Source organism: Streptomyces ochraceiscleroticus, from assembly GCF_000720485.1.
Lineage (GTDB): Bacteria > Actinomycetota > Actinomycetes > Streptomycetales > Streptomycetaceae > Streptomyces > Streptomyces ochraceiscleroticus.
This window is the reverse complement of sequence record NZ_JOAX01000010.1, coordinates 114,707-132,955: the sequence shown is the minus strand read 5'-3', so window position 1 is coordinate 132,955 and position 18,249 is coordinate 114,707. Positions and strand designations below refer to the sequence as shown.

Sequence of the window (18,249 nt, the reverse complement as noted above, 5' to 3'; positions counted from 1 at the left end):
AGGCGCTCAGTCGAACCAGCGGGCCCGGGCCAGCTCCTCCGTGCGCGTCGGGTCCTCCAGCAGGGCCGCCACCTCGAAGCGGCGCGGCCACTGGCCGGTGGACCAGGCCAGCCCGGCCGCCACGCCCTCGAACGTGGCCGCGTGCACCGTGCCGTCGGCGGCGCGCCGCCAGTCCAGCTCGCTGTCCCCGGTGTCCGTGGTCACCAGCAGTTCGTCGTGCTCGACGTACGTACCGGGCGTGTCCGGGCCGAGCAGCGCGCGTACCGCCTCCGGCACCTCGCGTACCGTGCCCTCGCTGCGTACTTCCGCGGGGAACTCCTCGCTCAGCCGCCGTACCTGGAGCAGCTCGGCCAGAGACGCGGCGCGCGCGGGGCTCACCGGCAGCAGCGGCAGCTCCCCGGCGAGCGGCAGCAGGTCGGGCGCGTCCGCGATGACCGCGTCGGCCGCGTCCACCACGCGCACCGCGTCCCCGGCCACGGCCCGCAGCTCGTCCGGCAGCGTCACCTGTTCGGGGTCCAGCCCGGCCAGCTCGCCGTACAGCGCGTGGAGCTGAGCGGCCGTCACCTCGGCGTCCTCGTCGGCCAGCCGGGCGAGCAGCTCGGCGGCGCCGCCCGGCTCGTCCAGGAGGGCCGCGACCGAGGTCCGCACGCCCAGCGCGCGCAGCACCTGCGCGTCCACGTCACCGGCGTCCGCCGCCTCGTACAGGCCCGCGAGCAGCGGGTCGCCGCCCGCGGAGCGCAGTCCGGCGGGCCGCCGGCCGTCGAGCACGGGGTGACCGCGCAGCCACCACGCCGCGTACGGGCGTACCGACTCGGTCGTGCCGTCCGGGAGCAGTACGCGGACCGGGGCGGTCAGCGCGTCGCGCAGCGGCGGCCGCGACAGCATGGCCAGCACCTGCGGCCAGGCGTCGTCGTCGACCAGATCGAGGTCGCGGACGGCGACGATCTCGGTGGCGACCGGCGGTACGGGCGTCTCGGGCAGCCCGTCGAGGACGTCCTCGCACCACACGTCGACCGCGTCCAGCAGGCCGACGTCGTCGGGCTCGGCGAAGTCGCCGTCGCGGGGCTCCAGCTCGTCCGGGTCCAGGACCACGTCCTGGGCGCGGACCAGCGCGAAGTCGGCGAGCACGCCCACCGCGGTGAGCGGCTGCTCGCCCCAGCGGGCCGCCAGCTCCTCGTCCACGCAGGCCAGTTCGCCGGACCGGATGACCTGCTCGAACGCGCTGCCCGGATAGACCAGCTCCCCGGCCGGGGCCGGCTCGCCGTCCTCGTCGGGCAGCGCCAGCGCGCCCAGCCACGGCTCGTCGCCCGGCGCGAGGCCGGCGTCGCGGACCAGCCCGAGCACGGCCTCGGCCAGCTCCTCGCCGCTGAGGGCGCCGCCGGGACCGTCCGCCGTGTCCTCGTCGAAGACGTCGTACTCGTCCTCGGCCGCGTCCAGGGAATGCGCGACCGCGGCGCGTACCTGAGGGGTTTTCAGTACCGCGCGCGGCGTGGCGGGCACCGCGCCCAGCTTCTCCAGCAGCGGGTGCACCGCGTCCGGGTGCGCGACCTTCAGGCCGAGCCGGGCGAGGGTGCGGTGGCGGGCCTCCGTGTCCGGCCGGTCCTCGCGGACCGGCAGCAGGACCTGGCGGGGGCCGATCGTCGTCCGGCCGTCCGCGAGCGGCACGGGCAGGCCGCTGAGCCGGTCCGGGTCGGTACCGGCCAGCGACTCGTACAGCCGCCGCCACCAGGACGGCGTGCGCTCCACTCCGGCCAGCCGGTCGATGACCTCGCCCAGCGGCACCCGGGCCACGCCCAGCGCGCGCAGCTCGGGCCGCCGCTCCAGGCCCGCGGGCAGCAGGCTGGGGAAGAGCTCGGCCAGTACGGCGACGGTCTCGGCGCCCGCGCCCTCGGCCAGCTCGGCCTCGACGGGGCGCAGCACGTACGGGCCCTCGGGCTCGGTGCCCGCCGGCTCGTCGGCCTCCGGCCACGTGCCGAGCGCGCGGTCGGCCTCCCGGCGCAGCGCGGCGCCCGTCCCGGCGCTGGGCAGGAACGGCACCCGGGGCAGCCGCTCCAGCACGATGCGGCGCAGCTCGCCGTCCAGGCCGCCCTTGCCCAGCGGGCCGGGCACCAGGTCGATGGTCCCGACGGAGACCGGCTCCCAGTCGCGCAGCAGCGTGGCGTAGGTGTCGGCGGCGCGCTCGGCGAGGAAGTCGGCGAGCGGGCCCGGCGCGACATGGCGGCGGGTCGGCTCCAGCGGGAACGAGGCGATGAGCAGCGCGGGCAGGCCGAGCGGCTCGTCCGTGGGGGTCGGCGCGTGCACGACGGGCGCGGTGGCCGGGGGGACCGGCTCGCCCTCCGCGTCCACCGGCACCGCCCAGGTCACCGACCAGGCGGGCCGCAGCCGCTCCTCGACGGGGCGGTCGGCCAGCAGCGCGGGCTCCAGCGGGCCGCCGTCGGTGGCCACCCGCCACCGCGCCGTGCCGCGGGCGCTGTCCTCGACGACGACGTACGGGCCGTCGGCGCCGCGCCGCAGCTCCCGTACGCCCTCCGGAGTCTCGATCACGACCTCGGCCAGCCCCGGCAGGGTCAGCAGCAGGGCGTCGTCGACGGCCGCCAGCAGACGGCTCGTCAGGTCCTCGGCGGCGCCGTCCCGCAGCGGCAGCACCACCGCGGTGTCGTACCCCTCCGGCGCCGTGCCCTCGGCGGGCAGCGGCAGCCGCAGCAGCGGTACGTGGCCTTCGCGGCGCCGCAGTTCGCTGCCCAGACCCGGGCTGTGGGCCGCGACGTCCATGGTCATGGCGCGCGCCTCGGCCAGCGACCAGCGCACCCCGCCGGTCCGCCCGACCACCGCCGGCTCGTCGCTCACCGCCAGTACGGCGGCGAAGCCCACGCCGAAGCGGCCGACCGCGCCGCTCGACGCGTCGCTGTCCCGCTTGGCGGAGGCGCGCAGGGTGGCGAGCGATTCGACGCCCGAGGCGTCCAGCGGAGCGCCGGTGTTGGACGCCACCAGGACCGCGTGCTCGCCGCCGTCGCCGGGGTGGAGCGTCAGCCGCAGCCGCCCGGGGACACCGGCGCGGGCCGCCGCGTCCGCCGCGTTCTGCGCCAGCTCGACCACGAGCCGGTCGCGGTAGCCGCCGAGCGCGAGGTCCTCCTCGGCGTTGGCGTCCTCCCGGAACCTGGCCGGGGAGCCGGCCCAGGCGTCCAGCACACCCCGCCGCAATCGCGCGGCTCCGAAGGGATCCGCACCATCGTCGGGGTTCCGGACGGTCGCCCTACGGCTCACGACTGCTCCCTCGCACACAGCTTCCCGCCCAGCGGCGGCTTCACGTGTCATTCTTCCGCCTCGGGTGCCCCGGATCCGGCCGGGGTACGACACGCCGATCCGGCCGGGTCGCAAACCGGGCCCGGCAGGCGTCAGCCGTGGTGCGGTGGCCGCGGGAGCTCAGCGGTGGCCGAGCCCCCCGGCCGGTACTGGCTGTGGCCGAGCTCCTCGGCCGGGTATCAGCTGTGGCCGAGCTCCTCGGCCGGGTATCAGCTGTGGCCGAGCTCTTCGGCCGGATATCAGCTGTGGCCGAGCTCCTCGGCCGGCTCGCCCTCGGAGACCGAGCCGCTCGTGCGGTCCGGACGCAGCGGCATCGGCTCGACGACCGTCTCGTCGATGACCGGCGGCGCCGGGCGCGGCGGCTTCGGCATCACGGCGGCCTCGGAGTGCCCGCCGCAGCCGTACGCCAGCGACACGACCCGGCCGTCCGCCGGGGAGAACTCGTTGGCACAGACGCCGAACGCCTGCCGCAGCGAGCCGGCGAGCGGTACGAGGAAGCCGCAGCTCATGCAGGCGGCGGGGGCAGCCTGGGCCATCGGGGTCTTGGCGCCGTACGCCTCCTCCCAGCGGTCGGCCGCGGTGTGCAGGCCGTACCGGGAGAGCACCCGGGCGCGGCCCATGCCCAGCTCCTCGGCGACCGCGGCGATGCTGCCGCGGGCCGGTGCCGTCGCCTGGTGCGCCGGGGTACCGGCGATCACGTCCGCGTCCTCGGCCTCGGCCAGCTCAGCGAGCGGGCCCCTGGCCGCCTCGGCGGCCTCGTCGGCCCGCGTGGTGTCCGCGGCCCCGTCGCCCCGCTGCGCGGCCCGTGCCGCGTCCACGAGGTCCGCCGCGCTCGGGCCGGCCGCCGCGGCGTCCGACGAGCCGGGCGCGACCGGCGACACGCCCACGCCGCCGTTGTCGCCGAAGTTCTCGTCGGCGGCGAACCCGGGCTCCAGCCGCAGGTCGTCCGCCTCCGTGGGCAGCAGGTCGCCCGGGCCCATGTCGCCGGGGCGCAGCCGCTCGCTCCACGGCACCCACTCCGGGGCCAGCAGCGCGTCGGGCCCGGGCAGCAGCACCGACTCGTCGAGGGTGACGACCTTGGCCCGGGAGGCGCGGGCGACCGTCACGGCCCAGCGCCAGCCGCGGTAACCCGGCTCCCTGCATTCGAACAAATGGGTGACAACGCGGTCCCCGTCGGCCACGGCGTCGACGTGCTCACCGACCATGCCCGGCAGGGCGGCCTCCTCGGCCGCCTCACGGGCGAGTTCGACGGCCTCGGCGCAGAGGCGGTCGGGCGTACGGCTTCGCATCGCAGCACTCACAAGAATCGATTCTCTCTTCCACGCCGTCTCACGAGCGCGCCGGCCGGAGCCGTCCTGATCCTGTCCGGACGACCGACGGGCCGGGGCGGGCGGAGCGGACCTGGGGACCGCGTCGACGTCCGCGCCCGATCAGCCCTCCAGAAGCAGCGCGCCTCTACGAACCATTCTGCGGGATCGCGGCAAGGCGCGCGGCCAAGAGCGACCGCCGGTGGCGCGCTACACACGCTACCCCTTCAATCGTGTACGACCCCCCGGCGGGAGCGGCAAATGTCACCGGCAGCCGCCACTGGCCCCTCCGCCACGCCCGCAGAACCCGGGCAGGACCCCATGAAAACCCATCGAAACTCATGGAAACTGCCATCAGTTGGGCGAGTTGGCGCAGCGTTTGGGGCAGTATGACGACGTGGCCGCCGCCAGGGCATCGACCAAGGGCAGAGGCGGCCCGGTCCGTGGCGCGGGCCGGGCCGCGGGGCGCGCAGGCCGCGCGTGCCGGACCGCCGGTGCCGCCGTGCGCCGGCCCTTCGCCGCCACCGGGCGCGGCATCCGCCGGGCGACACACGCGCACGGCGCGGGCGAGTCGGGCCTCGGCAAGCTGATCGAGCTGCACGCGGTGAATTCCGCGGGCGACATGCTGATCACCGTCGCGCTCGCCTCGACGGTCTTCTTCTCCGTCCCCACGGACCAGGCGCGCGGCCGGGTGGCCCTGTACCTCGCGGTCACCATGGCCCCCTTCGCCCTCCTCGCGCCCGTCGTCGGGCCGCTGCTGGACCGGGTGCCGCACGGCCGGCGCGCCGCGATGGCCGGGGCCATGCTGGCCCGCGCGGTGCTGGCGCTGACCATGTCGGGCGCGGTGGCCACCGGCGGGCTGGAGCTGTACCCGGCCGCGCTCGGCGTGCTGGTCTCCTCCAAGGCGTACGGCGTGGTGCGCTCGGCGGTGGTGCCCAGACTGCTGCCGCACCGCTTCTCCCTCGTGAAGGCCAATTCGAGAGTCACCCTCGCGGGGCTGGTGACGACCGGCGCGGCGGCCCCGCTGGGCGCCGGGCTGCACCTCCTCGGCCCGGCCTGGCCGCTGTACGGCGCGTGCGTGGTGTTCGGCGTCGGCGCGTTCCTGTCCTTCACGCTGCCGCACAAGGTCGACTCGGCGCGGGGCGAGGCGCCGGCGCCGCTGGCGGCGGGGCAGCGGGCGCGCCGTCCCCGGCCCGGGCTGCGGACGGTCGGCCGCTCCGTCCTGCACGGCCTCCAGGCCAACGCCGCACTTCGTGCGCTGTCCGGCTTTCTCATCTTCTTCCTGGCGTTCCTGCTGCGGGAGCAGCCGCTGGGCGGGCTGAATCCGGCGGCGTCGCTGGGGCTGGTGGCGGTCGCGGCGGGCACCGGGAACGCGCTGGGCACCGCGATCGGGGCCTGGCTGCGGGCCCGCGGCCCGGAGGTGATCATCGCGGTGGTGCTGACGCTGGCCCTGGGCGTCACGGTCACCGCCGCGGTCTTCTACGCCGTCCTGGCGAGCGTGGTGGTCACCGCCACCGCCGCGGCGGCCGGGCTGTGCCAGGCGCTGGCGAAGCTGTCGCTGGACGCGCTGATCCAGCGGGACGTGCCGGAGTCCTTCCGTACGTCGGCGTTCGCGCGGTCCGAGACGGTGCTGCAGCTCTCGTGGGTGGTGGGCGGCGGGCTGGGCATCGCGCTGCCGCTGCACGGCGTGCTGGGCCTGTCGGTGGCCTCGGCGGTACTGGCCCTGGCGGCCGCCACGACCGTGCGGGGACTGCTGACCGCGGACCGCCACCACGGCCCGGCACGCGCCCGCGTGGCGTAACCGCGGGCATCCGACACAGGCACCCGCCGTACCCGGGCGACGGACAGGCCCGGCGGCCAGATAGCCTGCCCGCATGACCGCGTTCTCCTCCTCGCTCCGGGGCAAGGGCCGCCGTGCCGCCGCCGCGGGCGCCGTGTCCCTGGGACTGCTCGTCCTCTCCGCCTGTGACCAGCCCACGCCGCGGGCCACCGTGACCGCCGGCCAGGACAGCGTCACCGCCGAAGCCTCCTGCTACGAGGACGGCAAGACCCTCGGCGACCTCACCGCCAAGGAAAAGGCGGAGCAGGCCAAGTTCGAGAAGTGCCTGACCTCGAAGCCGGACCAGACGCTCACCGTGCACCCCGGCGACAAGGTGCGCCTCGGCGTCGAGCCGGACATGGCCGAGCAGGGGTGGATCGCGATGTCCAACGGCATGCCGATGACCAGCCTCAGCAAGCAGACCTACACCTCCGTCGACGGTGACCAGGTCTTCTACAACCAGCAGACCCGCCAGATGTCGGACTCCACGACGATCTCGATCATGACGTCCAAGGGCGGCAAGTACACCGGCATCTGGAACATCAAGCTGAACCGCGCCTCGTCCTGAGTGCCGCGCCCGAGCCGCCCGGTCCCCTGATGCACATCCTGGTCGTCACCGCCGTCCCCGCCGAACGCGACGCGGTCACCGCCGCGACGGCGGGACGTCCCGAGCGCATCTCCGTACCGGGCGGCTTCGAGCTGCACCGCACGCGCCCCGCCGCCGCGGGGGGCATGTCCGACGGCCCGGACGCCGCTGAGGGCCCGTACGTGCTCGACGCGCTGGCCGCGGGCGTGGGCCCGGCGGCCGCCGCGGCCGGCGCCGCGACCGCGCTCACCGCCGCCGCGCTCGGCGGCCACCGCTACGACCTCGTCGTCTCGGCCGGTATCGGCGGCGGCTTCGCGCCCGGCGCGCCCGTCGGCTCGCTGGTCGTCGCCGAGGAGATCGCCGCCGCCGATCTCGGCGCCGAGACCCCCGACGGCTTCGTGCCGGTCACCGCGCTGGGCTTCGGCACCGACGCGCACCGCCCGCCCGAGGAGCTGGTCGCGGCCGTCGCCGCGGCCACCGGCGCGCTGCCCGGCACCGTCCTCACCGGTTCCACCGTCACCGGCAGCGCGGCCCGCGCCAAGGAGCTGCTGGCCCGTCACCCGCGCGCGCTCGCGGAGGCGATGGAGGGCTTCGGCGTCGCCGAGGCCGCCGCCGCGCACGGCGTACCGGTGCTGGAACTCCGTACGATCTCCAACCCCGTCGGCCCGCGGGACCGCGCCGCCTGGCGGATCGGGGAGGCGCTCGCCGCCCTCACCGCCGCCTTCGCCGATCTGCCGCGAGCCCTGTCCTCGAGGAGCACGCCATGAGCCAGGCGCTCAGGATCGCGTTTTCGCCCTGCCCGAACGACACGTTCGTCTTCCACGCGTGGACGCACGGCAAGGTCCCCGGCGCCACGGCGCCCGAGGTCACCTTCGCGGACATCGACCTCACCAATGGCATGGCCGAGCGCGGCGAGCTGGACGTGCTGAAGGTGTCCTACGCCGAGCTGCCCTGGGTCCTGGACGAGTACACGCTGCTGCCCTGCGGCGGCGCGCTCGGCCGCGGCTGCGGCCCGCTGGTGCTCACCAAGGACGCGGCCACCCCGGCGGACCTGGCGGGCCGTACGGTCGCGGTGCCCAGCGAGCGCTCCACGGCCTACCTGCTGTTCCGGCTGTGGGCCGCGGACCAGGTGCCCGGCGGCGTGGGCGAGGTCAAGGTCATGCCGTTCGACGAGATCATGCCCGCCGTGCGGGACGGCCTTGTCGACGCGGGGCTCGTCATCCACGAGGCCCGCTTCACGTACCAGAACTTCGGTCTGACCTGCCTGGCCGACATGGGCGAGCACTGGGAGACCACGACCGGGCTGCCGATCCCGCTCGGCGCGATCATCGCCAAGCGCTCGCTGGGCGAGGAGCGACTGCGCGAGCTGGCCCGCACGATCACCACGTCCGTACGCATGGCGTGGGACGACCCCGAGGCTTCGCGCACTTACGTACTGGAGCACGCGCAGGAGATGGACCCGGCCGTCGCGGACCAGCACATCGGGCTGTACGTGAACGAGTTCAGCGCGGACCTGGGTGAGGACGGCTACGCGGCGGTGCGCGGGCTGCTCACCCGTGCCGCGGCCGAGGGGCTCGTACCGCCCCTCGCGCCGGACGCGCTGAAGTTCGTATGACGGATGCCCCCGCGGGAGACCGCGGGGGCATTTCCGTACCGCTGCGCCCTGCTCGGACGGCCGGCCCTGCTCAGACGTCCAGTTGGTCGGCGACCGCGCGCAGCATGCCCGCGATCTTGCCGCCGTGTGCCTTGTCCGGGTAGCGCCCGCGCTCGAGCTGCTGCGCGACGCCTTCCAGGAGCGTGGTGAGGTCCTGCACGATCGACGCGAGCTCGTCGGGCTTGCGCCGCTGGGCGGCCGCGATCGAGGGCGCGGGGTCGAGGAGGGTCACCGAAAGTGCCTGGTCACCACGCTGGCCCGCCACCACGCCGAACTCGACGCGCTGGCCCGGCTTGAGTGCGTCCACGCCGGCGGGCAGCACCGAAGAGTGCACGAAGACGTCACCGCCGTCGTCGCGGGAGAGAAAGCCGAAGCCCTTCTCGCTGTTGAACCACTTGACCTTGCCGGTAGGCACGTCTGTCCTCGTCCTCGTACTCGTCGGGAAATCTGGGGTAGCTGCGCACACAACAGCTCTGGATAGCAGTGCAGCGGGTCTGCGACCCGCCGCTACCCAAGGCTAATGGTCCGGGGCCTGGTGACAAGACGTCGCCGGGTGGTTCCTCAGCGCTTCCGGCCGGGGACTTACCCTGGTCGTGTGTCTGACAATCCTTCCGTGCGGGGTGCGACCCCGGCGGCTCCCGAAGGTCCGCGCGCCGGGGACCTGCTCGTCCGGATCGGCGCGATCGTGTTCCTTATTGGCGCCTTCGCCACTCTCGCGACGATGACGCCCCTTTTCCTCGGGTCCGACCCGCTGCCCTCGGTCTTCTACTGGGTGTGCATGCTCATGGGCGCGGGCTTCCTGATCGCCGCCGCCGGTGTGCTGCGGTCGATCGCGGCCCAGCGCCGTCAGGCGCGCGAGGCGTCCGCGACGTAGCCCTCCAGCCAGGCCGGGAAGGCGGCCAGGCCGGGCAGGACGACGTCGGCGCCGGCCTCGCGCAGCTCCTCCTCGGAGCAGGGGCCCGTGGCCACCGCGACCGAGAGGGCGTCCGCCGCCCGGGCGCCGCGCACGTCGCCGGTGTGGTCGCCGACGTAGATGCTCGCGCCGTACTCGCGCAGCGCCTCGGCCTTGCCCTCGGCCCACAGCGAGCCGACGACCGCGTCCGCGTGGATGTCCAGGTGCTTCAGGTGCAGCTTGGCGTTGGGCTCGTACTTGGCGGTGACCACGATGGCGCGGCCGCCCAGGCGCTGGACGCCCTCGATCGCCTCGCGGGCGCCCTCCATGGCGAGCGTGCCGGTGATGGCGTGCTCGGGGTAGAGCGCGCGGTAGCGGTCGGCGATCTCGGCGACCTGGTCCTCGGGGAACCAGTTGCGGATCTCCTGCTCCAGCGGCGGCCCGAGCCGGGTGGTCACGAGGTCGGTGTCGATGTACGTACCGGTGGCCGCGGAGAGCGCGGTATAGGCGTCCTTGATGCCCGGACGGGAGTCGATCAGGGTCATGTCGAGGTCGAATCCGACCGTCAAGGTGTGCGTGGCCATGGCACCCATTGTGCCTCTGGCTCTCAGGGCCACGATCCGTACACTTAGCGTAGCCTTACCTTCATCCTCTGCAGGTGTACGCCTCCGCTCGACTGCGTACGCACCCATCTGAACACTGCGCTCCCGCGAAATGGAACCGATGTCAGTCGCCCTGGCCGGCAGCCCCGGAAGAACTCTGGCGCGACGCCGCATCTGCTGGACCGCCGCGGCGGCGCTCGCGCTGCTGCTCGCGGTGCTCCTCTCCCTCGCGGTCGGCAGCCGCGCCGTCCCGCCGCGCGAGGTGATCGACGCGCTGCTGTACGGCGGGGACAGCGAGGCGGCGCAGATCGTGCTCTTCCTGCGGCTGCCGCGCACCCTCGTCGGGCTGTTGGTCGGCGCCGCGCTCGCGCTGGCCGGTACGGCGATGCAGGGCATCACCCGCAACCCCATCGCCGACCCCGGCATCCTCGGCATCAGCCAGGGCGCCTCGGCCGCCGTGGTCCTGGGCATCGCCTTCGCGGGCGTCCACTCGCTCTCCGGCTACGTCGGCATCGCCTTCACCGGTGCCGCGCTCGCTGCCGTCTTCGTGTACGCGATCGCCGCGCGCGGCCGCGGCGGCGCCACCCCCGTCAAGCTCGCGCTGGCCGGCGCCGCGATCAACGCGCTGCTGGTCGCGGTGACCATGGCCGTGCTCACCACGAAGGCCGCCGCACTGGACGAGTTCCGGTTCTGGCAGGTCGGCTCGCTGACCGGCCGGGATGCCGCGGTGGCCGCGCAGATCTGGCCGTTCCTGCTGGTGGGCGCGGTACTGGTACTGGCCGTCGCGCGCGGCCTGGACGCCCTGGCGCTCGGCGAGGACGTCGCCAGGGGGCTGGGCCAGAAGGTCGCCACCGTACGGATCGTGGGCGGACTGGGCGCCGCGGTGCTGACCGGCGCGGGCGTCGCGGCGGCCGGTCCCGTCGCCTTCGTGGGCCTCGCCGTGCCGCACCTGGCCCGCGCCCTCGTGGGCAGCGACCACCGCTGGGTGCTGCCGATGGCCGCGCTGCTCGGCCCGGTGATGGTGCTGGTCGCGGACACCGTGGGCCGGCTCCTCTTCCCGCCCTCGGAGGTGCCCGCCGGCGTGATGACGGCCCTGATCGGCGTCCCGTTCCTGGTCACGCTCGTCCGGCGGAAGGCGGTGGCCGCGTGACCTCCGCCGCTTCCTCCCCCGCCGCGATACGCCCTGCCGGATACGCGCTGTTGCGCGCCGGCCGGGCCGCCTTCCTGGTCCACCGGCGGGCCGCGGCCGTCGCCGCCGTCCTGACAGCGGTGCTGGCCGCCGCCTGCGTCGCGTACCTCTCGCTCGGCGAGCGCTCCGTGCCGCCCGCCGAGGTGCTCAAGGTGGTGCTCGGGCAGCCCTCGCCGCACGAGCTGGTGGTCGGCACGCTGCGGCTGCCGCGGCTGTGCGTCGGGCTGCTGGCCGGCGCCGCCTTCGGCGTGGCCGGCGCGCTCATCCAGACCGTCGCGCGCAACCCGCTCGCCAGCCCCGACATCATCGGCATCACCCAGGGCGCGAGCGCGCTGACCGTCGGCGCGATGACCTTCGGCGTCGGCTCGTACGCCGTACTGCCGTACCTGTCCGTCGCGGGCGGCCTGCTCGCCGCGGCGCTGGTGTACGTCTTCGCCTGGCGCGGCGGCCTGCACGCCACCCGCTTCGTCCTCATCGGCATCGGCTTCGCCGTCGCCCTGCGCTCGGTCACCCAGCTCTTCCTGACCAAGGGCGACTACCTCGTGGCCCAGAAGGCCCAGGTCTGGATGGTCGGCTCGCTCAACGGCCGGGGCTGGGCCGAGGCCGTCCCGCTCGCCTGGGCGCTGGTCGTGCTGGTCCCCTTCGTGCTGTGGGCGGCCCGCGCGCAACGCACCGTCTCGATGGACGACGACACCGCGACGGCGCTCGGCGTACGGCTGGGCCGCACCCGGCTGGGCCTCGCGACCCTCGGCGTCCTGCTGGCGGCACTGGCCACCGGCGCGGCGGGCCCGGTGGACTTCGTGGCGCTGCTGGCGCCGCAGATCGCCCGCCGGCTGACCCGTACGGCCCAGATACCGCTGCTCTGCTCGGCGCTGCTGGGCGCCTGCGTCGTGGTCCTCGGCGACCTGCCGGCCCGCATGCTCTTCGCGCCGACCGAGCTGCCGGTCGGCGTGCTGACGGCGGCCATCGGCGCCCCGTACCTGATCTATCTGCTCGTGAGAGGGCACAGCGTCCGCCGCCGTGCCGCGGGAGGAAGAGCGTGACCACCACCGGCGACCCCACCGCGAGCAGGCTCACCGCCCGCGAGCTGACACTCGCCTACGAGGACCGCACCGTCGTCGACGGGCTGGACCTGGACGTGCCGCACGGCGCCGTCACCGTCATCGTCGGGCCGAACGCCTGCGGCAAGTCCACGCTGCTGCGGGCCCTGGGACGGCTGCTGAAGCCGCGCCGGGGAGCGGTGCTGCTGGACGGCACCGACCTCGCCCGCATCCCCACCAAGAAGATCGCCCAGTCGGTCGGCCTGCTGCCGCAGACGCCGGTCGCGCCCGAGGCGATCACCGTCGCCGACCTCGTCGCGCGCGGCCGCCAGCCGCACCAGCACTGGTGGCAGCAGTGGTCGGACGCGGATGAGCGGGCGGTCACCGAGGCGATGGCCCGCACCGACATCGCCGACCTCGCCGACCGGGCCGTGGACGAGCTCTCCGGCGGCCAGCGGCAGCGCGTCTGGATCGCCATGGCCCTCGCCCAGGAGACCGACCTGCTCCTGCTGGACGAGCCCACCACGTACCTGGACATCTCCCACCAGGTCGAGGTGCTGGACCTCGTACGGCAGCTCAACCACGAGCGCGGCCGGACCGTCGTCGCCGTCCTGCACGACCTCAACCAGGCCGCGCGCTACGCCGACCACCTGGTGGCGATGAAGGCCGGGCGGATCATCGCCCAGGGCCCGCCCGCCGAGACGGTGACCGCCGACCTGGTACGCGACGTCTTCGGCCTCGACTCGGTCGTCGTCCCCGACCCCGTGACCGGCTCCCCGCTGGTCGTACCCGGCCGGCCCTGGCAGTCCCCCGCCGGCGGCTGACCCTTCCGCTCCCCTCATCGAAAGGCCCGCCATGGTCTTCTCCTCCCGTGCTCTGCGCACCGCCACCGTCCTCGCAGCGGCCGCCGTCACGCTGACCGCCTGCGGCGCCACCGGCGCCACCACCGGTTCCAAGGACAGCGCCGGCGGCTCCTTCAAGGCCACCGACTGCCCCGCCCAGCCGAAGACCGCCTGGGCGAAGCCGGCCGACGGCGCGCACACCGTGCCGACCGCCATGGGCGACGTGAAGGTCCCCGCCGACCCCAAGCGCGTCGTCGTCCTGGACACCGCCGAGCTGGACTCCGTCCTCACGCTGGGGGTGAAGCCGGTCGGCGCCACGCACGCCGACGTGGCCTCCGGGTTCCTCGCGTACCTGCCCAAGGAGAAGGTCGCGGGCATCAAGGACGTCGGCACGATCGGGTCGCCCGACCTGGAGGCGGTCGCGGCGCTGAAGCCGGACCTCATCCTCACCAGCAAGGTCCGCGACGGGCAGCGCTACGAGCAGCTCAAGAAGATCGCCCCCACGGTGATGACCGAGACCACCGGCTACCCGTGGAAGCAGAACTTCGCCACCCACGCCGACGCGCTCGGAAAGATCCCCGAGGGCAAGAAGGCGGCCGCCGCGTACGAGAAGCACGCCGCGCAGGTCACCGACGCGCTCGGCGGCGCCGAGGCCGCGGCGAAGAGGACCACCAACGTCGTCCGCTTCGTCGAGGGCGCCGACACCCGCGTGTACGGCTGCCAGAGCTACATCGGCACCCTCCTGGACGACATCGGCACCGCGCCCACCGACGTGGTGAAGAACGCCAAGGACGGCCTGATGACCGAGGTCGGGCCCGAGCAGATCACCCGGGCCGACGCGGACGCGGTCTTCTACTCGGCCTACGGCAGCCCCGAGAAGTCCAAGGAGAGCCAGGTCACCGGCGGCGCGCTGTGGAAGAACATGAAAGCCGTGAAGAGCGGCCACACCTTCCGCGTCTCCGACCAGCTCTGGCTCCAGGGCATCGGCTACACCGCCGCCGACAAGATCCTCGACGAGCTGCAGAAGGACCTGACGAAGTAAGGGCCTGAGTCCGAGGCCGCAGACCGCTCAGCGCGGCCGTCGCCGCACGGAAGGCGCGCTCACCGCGGCCGTCGCCGCATCCGCCACACCAGGAAAGCGGCGGAGGCGACGGCCGCGACGCGCACGACCACCGGCAGCACATCGGTCAGCTCGGCGCCCAACTGCCCCTTGGCGAGGTGATCGCCCCACTTGCCAGCGAACCGGCCCCACAGCCACACCAGCACCGAGCCGCACACCAGCCCGGGCACGCCCAGGGCCGCGAACTTCGCCTCGGCGCGCGAGAGCTTGCGCGAGGAGTACGCCACGAGCCAGCCCGCGGCGAGCGCCAGCCAGCTCCCGATCACCGCACCCGCGACCAGCAGGACGACCGCCAGCAGCAGTACTGGGCTGGGCTTCGGCCGCGGCGCCACGACCGCCTCGCCGGCCTCCTCGGCCTTTTCGACAGGCTCCGCAGCCGGCACGGCCGCCGCGTCCCGCCGCCACGGCAGCACCTTCCCCGTGGCCTTCTTCAGCATCCCCGGCAGCCCACGCCGCCCGGCGTCCTCCACAGCCGCCTCTGCTTCGTCCTCCTCGTCGGTCTCCGGCGGCCGCCGTATCTCCGCGATCTCGATCCCGCCGACGAACCCCGGCACGGTCTCCCCCGCGGCGTACGGCTCCGCCGCCACCCGCCACCAGTCCGGCTCCTCCTCGTCCGTCGCGTCCCGGTCGCCCAGCTCGTCCAGGCCCGCCAGATGCGGCGGCGCGGCCCCCTGCTGAGGCACCATCGGCTGCGCGCCGCTGCGCGGCGCGGGCACGGCGACCGACTTGCCCGGCCGCTTCAGCAGCGAGGGCAGCGCGCCGGGCTTCCGCTCCGCCGCGCCGCCGGGCGGCTCCTCGGGCACCGGCTCCCCGCCGTTCACCGCCGCGGTCACCACCGCCTCCGGCGTGCCCAGCCGCGCGAGGATGCGCTCGACGTCGAGGGTGCGGCCGCCGCCCCCGGCCCGTCTCGCGTCTATCTCCGTCCGCAGCCGCGCGACGAGCTGCATCCGCTGCTTGGCCGTCAGCCCCCGCCCCTGCGCCAGGTCCCCGACCCGGCTCAGATAGTCGAAGACAAGCTGATCACTCTCGATCCCCACCGAACACCCCTGCGCCAGGCCGATTCCCGCCGCTCCGACGGTACCCCCGCGCGCCGCGGATGCCGCGCTTTTCCACAGGCGCCCGATGCCGGTTTTCCACAGGTCCCGGACACCGGTGCCGGGCCCGGGACCGTCGGCCCGTCCGCGCTCAGGCGGTAACGTGGGGCGAATGAGCGGCAGCCATCCGTCCCCCCGCACGCTGGCCGAGGAGTTGCGCAACCGGCCGGACGACGACCTGTCCGCTCTGCTGCGGTCCCGCCCCGACCTGCTCAACCCGGTCCCGAGTGATCTCACCCAGCTCGCCACCCGGGCCGGCACCCGCGCCTCCGTGGTCCGCGCCGTGGAGCGGCTGGACGCCTTCGCGCTGCAGACGGCCGAGGCGCTGGCCGTCGCCCCGGACCCGTGCCCGTACGACACGCTCGCCGGGCTGATGACGGGCGACGAGGAGGCATCCGGTACGGACTCCGCGCTGCGGGCAGCCGTCCGCGGCCGCCTCCCGGACGCCTTGGCGGCGCTCCGCGCGCAGGCCCTGGTGTGGGGTCCCGACGACCGCCTCCGGCTCGTCCGCACCGCCCGTGAACTGCTCACCCCGAGCGCCACCCGTCCCTCCCCCACCGGCCTCGGCCCCACCGTCGCCGAGGCCGCCGCCGGCATGTCGCCCGGTCGCCTCCAGGAGATCGTGACGGCCGCCGGGCTGCCCACCACGCCCGACCCGGTCACCGCCGTCGCCGCGCTGACCTCGCTCTTCGAGGACCGGGAGGCCATGGCGGCGCTGCTCGACGACGCGCCGGCCGAGTCCCACGCCGTACTGGACAGGCTCGTCTGGGGCCCGCCGTACGGCGCGGTGACCGCGCAGCCCGCGCCGCACCTGCGCTGGCTGCTGGACCGCGGCGTGCTGCTCCCGGTGGGCGCGCGCAATGTCGTGCTCCCCCGGGAAGCCGCCCTGCATCTGCGCGCCGGGCGCGCGCACCGGGCGCCGGAGCCGGAGCCGCCCGCCCTCGCGTCGGCCACCGCGCGCGACCCGGAGATGGTGGACCGTACGGCGGCCGGCCAGGCGTTCACCGCGCTGGCCACCATCGACGAGCTGCTCAAGGAGTGGGACCTCGGCGGCCCGCCCGTCCTGCGCGCCGGCGGCCTGAGCGTCCGCGACCTGAAGCGGACCGCCACGGCCCTGGACACCGGGGTGCATACCGCCGCGTTCTGGCTGGAGCTGGCGTACGCGGCGGGGCTGATCGCCTCGGACGGCGAGGCCGACGAGCGGTACGCGCCCACGCCCGCCGCCGAGGACTGGCGGCAGCTCCCCGCCGAGGAGCGCTGGGTACGGCTGGCCGCCGCCTGGCTGGCCGCGACCCGTACGGCCGGCCTGGTCGGCACCGCGGACGCCAAGGGCCGCACCCTGGCCGCGCTCGGCCCGCATCTGGACCGCTCGCCCGCTCCGGAGGTACGGCGGCGGGTCCTCGCGCTGCTCGGCGGCCTCCCGCCGGGCACGGCCGTGCCCCAGGACGCCGTACTGGCCCGGCTGCGCTGGGAACGGCCGCTCCGAGGCGCCGCGCAGGCCACCCCCGACGCCGCCCCGGAGAACGGCCACGCGCCCGACCACAACGCGGCACAGAACGCGGCACACGCGGCACACGCCGCCCCGCAGGACCTCCGCTCCCGTATCGCCCTGTGGTCCCTCCACGAGGCCGAGCTGCTCGGCCTCACCGGCCGCGGCGCCCTGGCGGGCCACACCCGCGCGCTCCTGAACGCGGCACCGGACGCCGACCCCGCCCATGCTCACCGGGCCACCGCCGCTGCCCTCGCCCCGCTGCTGCCCACCCCCCTGGACCACGTCCTCCTCCAGGCCGACCTGACCGCCGTCGCCCCCGGCCCCCTGGAGCGCCCGCTCGCCGACGCGCTCGAACTGCTGGCCGACGTGGAGTCCAAGGGCGGCGCCACGGTGTACCGCTTCACGCCCGGCTCGGTGCGCCGCGGGCTGGACGCCGGCCGCTCGGCCGCGGACATCCAGTCCTTCCTCGCGGCGCACTCCCGTACGCCCGTACCGCAGCCGCTCGCCTACCTGATCGACGACGTGGCGCGCAGACACGGGGTGCTGCGGATCGGCGCGGCCTCCGCGTACGTCCGCTGCGACGACGACGCGCTGCTGAACGAGATCATGGCCGACCGGCGCGCCGACGGGCTGCGGCTGCGCCGCCTCGCGCCGACCGTGCTGGCCGCGCAGGCGGCCCCGGACGCGCTGCTGGAGGGCCTGCGCGCAATGGGGTACGCGCCGGCCGCGGAGTCCGCCGAGGGCGATGTGGTGATCGCCCGCGCCGACGCCCACCGCACCCCGCCGCGCACCGCCCCGGCCCCGGTCCCCGACGGCCCGCCGGCCCCCGACACGACGCTGCTGGAGGCCGCCGTGCGGGCCATCCGCGCGGGCGACCTCGCGGCCACGGCCGAGCGCAAGCCGGGCCCGGAGGCCGCGGCGCCCGCGCCGGGCCGGCTGCCCCGTACGACGTCCGCCGAGACGCTCGCCACCGTGCAGGCCGCCGCGCTGACCAACTCGGCCCTGTGGATCGGCTACGTCAACGCCGACGGCGCTGCCAGCCAGCGCGTCATCGCCCCGGTCCGGGTCGAGGGCGGCTTCGTGACGGCGTACGACCACACCGCCGACGAGGTCCGCACGTACCCCCTGCACCGCATCACAGGCGTCTCCGAGCTCGCCGACGACGCAGCGTCCTGAGCCCATCCCGGCCCGGCCCGGGGGGCGCGCTCCGTGGACGCAGGCCCCCCTTTCGCCGCGATGCGGCACACTGGACGTTTGGCCGTACGAACGGCCGGGCCGTGCGGCGACGCCGGCCGTCCGCAGGTGAAGC

15 protein-coding genes are annotated in these 18,249 nt (G+C 75.2%); 10 read left to right on the top strand and 5 right to left on the bottom strand.

The window, feature by feature from the left end; all coding sequences use genetic code 11:
* Positions 1–6 precede the first annotated feature (6 nt).
* Both IG84_RS0115230 and IG84_RS0115225 read right to left on the bottom strand, forming a co-directional pair.
* A complete protein-coding gene (locus tag IG84_RS0115230; protein ID WP_245659363.1) occupies positions 7–3,189 on the bottom strand; it encodes a sacsin N-terminal ATP-binding-like domain-containing protein in 3,183 nt (1,060 codons plus the stop codon).
* 353 nt (positions 3,190–3,542) lie between these two features.
* Entirely contained in the window at positions 3,543–4,592 is a 1,050-nt protein-coding gene (locus tag IG84_RS0115225) for a DUF3027 domain-containing protein (RefSeq protein WP_031056494.1), read from the bottom strand.
* A gap of 397 nt (positions 4,593–4,989) precedes the next feature.
* On the opposite strand from IG84_RS0115225, the gene IG84_RS0115220 reads away from it, so the two are divergent.
* The 4 genes from IG84_RS0115220 (at position 4,990) to IG84_RS0115205 (ending at position 8,630) form a co-directional block, all read left to right on the top strand.
* A complete protein-coding gene (locus IG84_RS0115220) occupies positions 4,990–6,411 on the top strand; it encodes an MFS transporter (protein ID WP_211266467.1) in 1,422 nt (473 codons plus the stop codon).
* Positions 6,412–6,484: 73 nt separating this feature from the next.
* Complete coding sequence (locus IG84_RS0115215) at positions 6,485–6,997, top strand: hypothetical protein (protein WP_031056486.1); 513 nt, start codon at positions 6,485–6,487, stop codon at positions 6,995–6,997.
* Positions 6,998–7,026: 29 nt separating this feature from the next.
* Positions 7,027–7,782, top strand: coding sequence for a futalosine hydrolase (locus IG84_RS0115210; protein ID WP_031056482.1), 756 nt, complete (start codon positions 7,027–7,029; stop codon positions 7,780–7,782).
* The gene (locus IG84_RS0115205; protein WP_031056480.1) at positions 7,779–8,630 is read left to right on the top strand and encodes a 1,4-dihydroxy-6-naphtoate synthase; all 852 of its coding nucleotides are present in this window, start codon (positions 7,779–7,781) and stop codon (positions 8,628–8,630) included. Before IG84_RS0115210 ends, IG84_RS0115205 begins: the two co-directional genes overlap by 4 nt.
* Positions 8,631–8,700: 70 nt before the next feature.
* Here the strand turns inward: IG84_RS0115205 and IG84_RS42615 are convergent, their stop codons facing one another.
* Positions 8,701–9,084, bottom strand: a complete 384-nt coding sequence (locus IG84_RS42615) for a cold-shock protein (RefSeq protein WP_031056479.1) — start codon at positions 9,082–9,084, stop codon at positions 8,701–8,703.
* Positions 9,085–9,264: 180 nt separating this feature from the next.
* On the opposite strand from IG84_RS42615, the gene IG84_RS0115195 reads away from it, so the two are divergent.
* Positions 9,265–9,543 (top strand): hypothetical protein, encoded by a 279-nt coding sequence (locus IG84_RS0115195; protein WP_245659358.1) that lies wholly within the window; start codon positions 9,265–9,267, stop codon positions 9,541–9,543.
* On the opposite strand, the gene IG84_RS0115190 is transcribed toward IG84_RS0115195, so the two are convergent.
* Entirely contained in the window at positions 9,516–10,145 is a 630-nt protein-coding gene (locus IG84_RS0115190; RefSeq protein WP_031056475.1) for an HAD family hydrolase, read from the bottom strand. The genes IG84_RS0115195 and IG84_RS0115190 overlap by 28 nt on opposite strands.
* 130 nt (positions 10,146–10,275) lie before the next feature.
* Here IG84_RS0115190 and IG84_RS0115185 point away from each other — a divergent pair, with 130 nt between their 5' ends.
* Genes IG84_RS0115185 through IG84_RS0115170 form a run of 4 tightly spaced genes read left to right on the top strand, consistent with a single transcriptional unit; the run spans position 10,276 to position 14,276 of the window.
* On the top strand, positions 10,276–11,313 hold the full coding sequence (locus tag IG84_RS0115185) for a FecCD family ABC transporter permease (RefSeq protein ID WP_051861731.1): 1,038 nt from the start codon (positions 10,276–10,278) through the stop codon (positions 11,311–11,313).
* Positions 11,310–12,395 (top strand): FecCD family ABC transporter permease, encoded by a 1,086-nt coding sequence (locus IG84_RS0115180; protein WP_031056472.1) that lies wholly within the window; start codon positions 11,310–11,312, stop codon positions 12,393–12,395. Before IG84_RS0115185 ends, IG84_RS0115180 begins: the two co-directional genes overlap by 4 nt.
* Positions 12,392–13,216, top strand: coding sequence for an ABC transporter ATP-binding protein (locus IG84_RS0115175; protein WP_031056470.1), 825 nt, complete (start codon positions 12,392–12,394; stop codon positions 13,214–13,216). Before IG84_RS0115180 ends, IG84_RS0115175 begins: the two co-directional genes overlap by 4 nt.
* A gap of 31 nt (positions 13,217–13,247) precedes the next feature.
* Positions 13,248–14,276 carry an ABC transporter substrate-binding protein gene (locus IG84_RS0115170; RefSeq protein ID WP_031056467.1) on the top strand — a complete coding sequence of 343 codons (1,029 nt, stop codon included), beginning with the start codon at positions 13,248–13,250 and terminating at the stop codon, positions 14,274–14,276.
* A gap of 59 nt (positions 14,277–14,335) precedes the next feature.
* Here the strand turns inward: IG84_RS0115170 and IG84_RS0115165 are convergent, their stop codons facing one another.
* Complete coding sequence (locus IG84_RS0115165; RefSeq protein WP_031056464.1) at positions 14,336–15,391, bottom strand: hypothetical protein; 1,056 nt, start codon at positions 15,389–15,391, stop codon at positions 14,336–14,338.
* A 169-nt stretch (positions 15,392–15,560) separates the two neighbouring features.
* Between IG84_RS0115165 and IG84_RS0115160 the strand changes: the two genes are divergently transcribed.
* Entirely contained in the window at positions 15,561–18,116 is a 2,556-nt protein-coding gene (locus IG84_RS0115160) for a helicase C-terminal domain-containing protein (RefSeq protein WP_031056460.1), read from the top strand.
* The last annotated feature ends 133 nt before the right edge of the window (positions 18,117–18,249 follow it).

What these genes read in the sequence shown, in the direction of transcription:
- IG84_RS0115225 (WP_031056494.1), bottom strand. Translation starts at nt 4,592, where the DNA reads ATGCGAAGCCGTACGCCCGACCGCCTCTGCGCCGAGGCCGTCGAACTC.
- IG84_RS0115215 (WP_031056486.1), top strand. Translation starts at nt 6,485, where the DNA reads ATGACCGCGTTCTCCTCCTCGCTCCGGGGCAAGGGCCGCCGTGCCGCC.
- IG84_RS0115210 (WP_031056482.1), top strand. Translation starts at nt 7,027, where the DNA reads ATGCACATCCTGGTCGTCACCGCCGTCCCCGCCGAACGCGACGCGGTC.
- IG84_RS0115205 (WP_031056480.1), top strand. Translation starts at nt 7,779, where the DNA reads ATGAGCCAGGCGCTCAGGATCGCGTTTTCGCCCTGCCCGAACGACACG.
- IG84_RS0115190 (WP_031056475.1), bottom strand. Translation starts at nt 10,145, where the DNA reads ATGGCCACGCACACCTTGACGGTCGGATTCGACCTCGACATGACCCTG.
- IG84_RS0115185 (WP_051861731.1), top strand. Translation starts at nt 10,276, where the DNA reads ATGGAACCGATGTCAGTCGCCCTGGCCGGCAGCCCCGGAAGAACTCTG.
- IG84_RS0115170 (WP_031056467.1), top strand. Translation starts at nt 13,248, where the DNA reads ATGGTCTTCTCCTCCCGTGCTCTGCGCACCGCCACCGTCCTCGCAGCG.
- IG84_RS0115160 (WP_031056460.1), top strand. Translation starts at nt 15,561, where the DNA reads ATGAGCGGCAGCCATCCGTCCCCCCGCACGCTGGCCGAGGAGTTGCGC.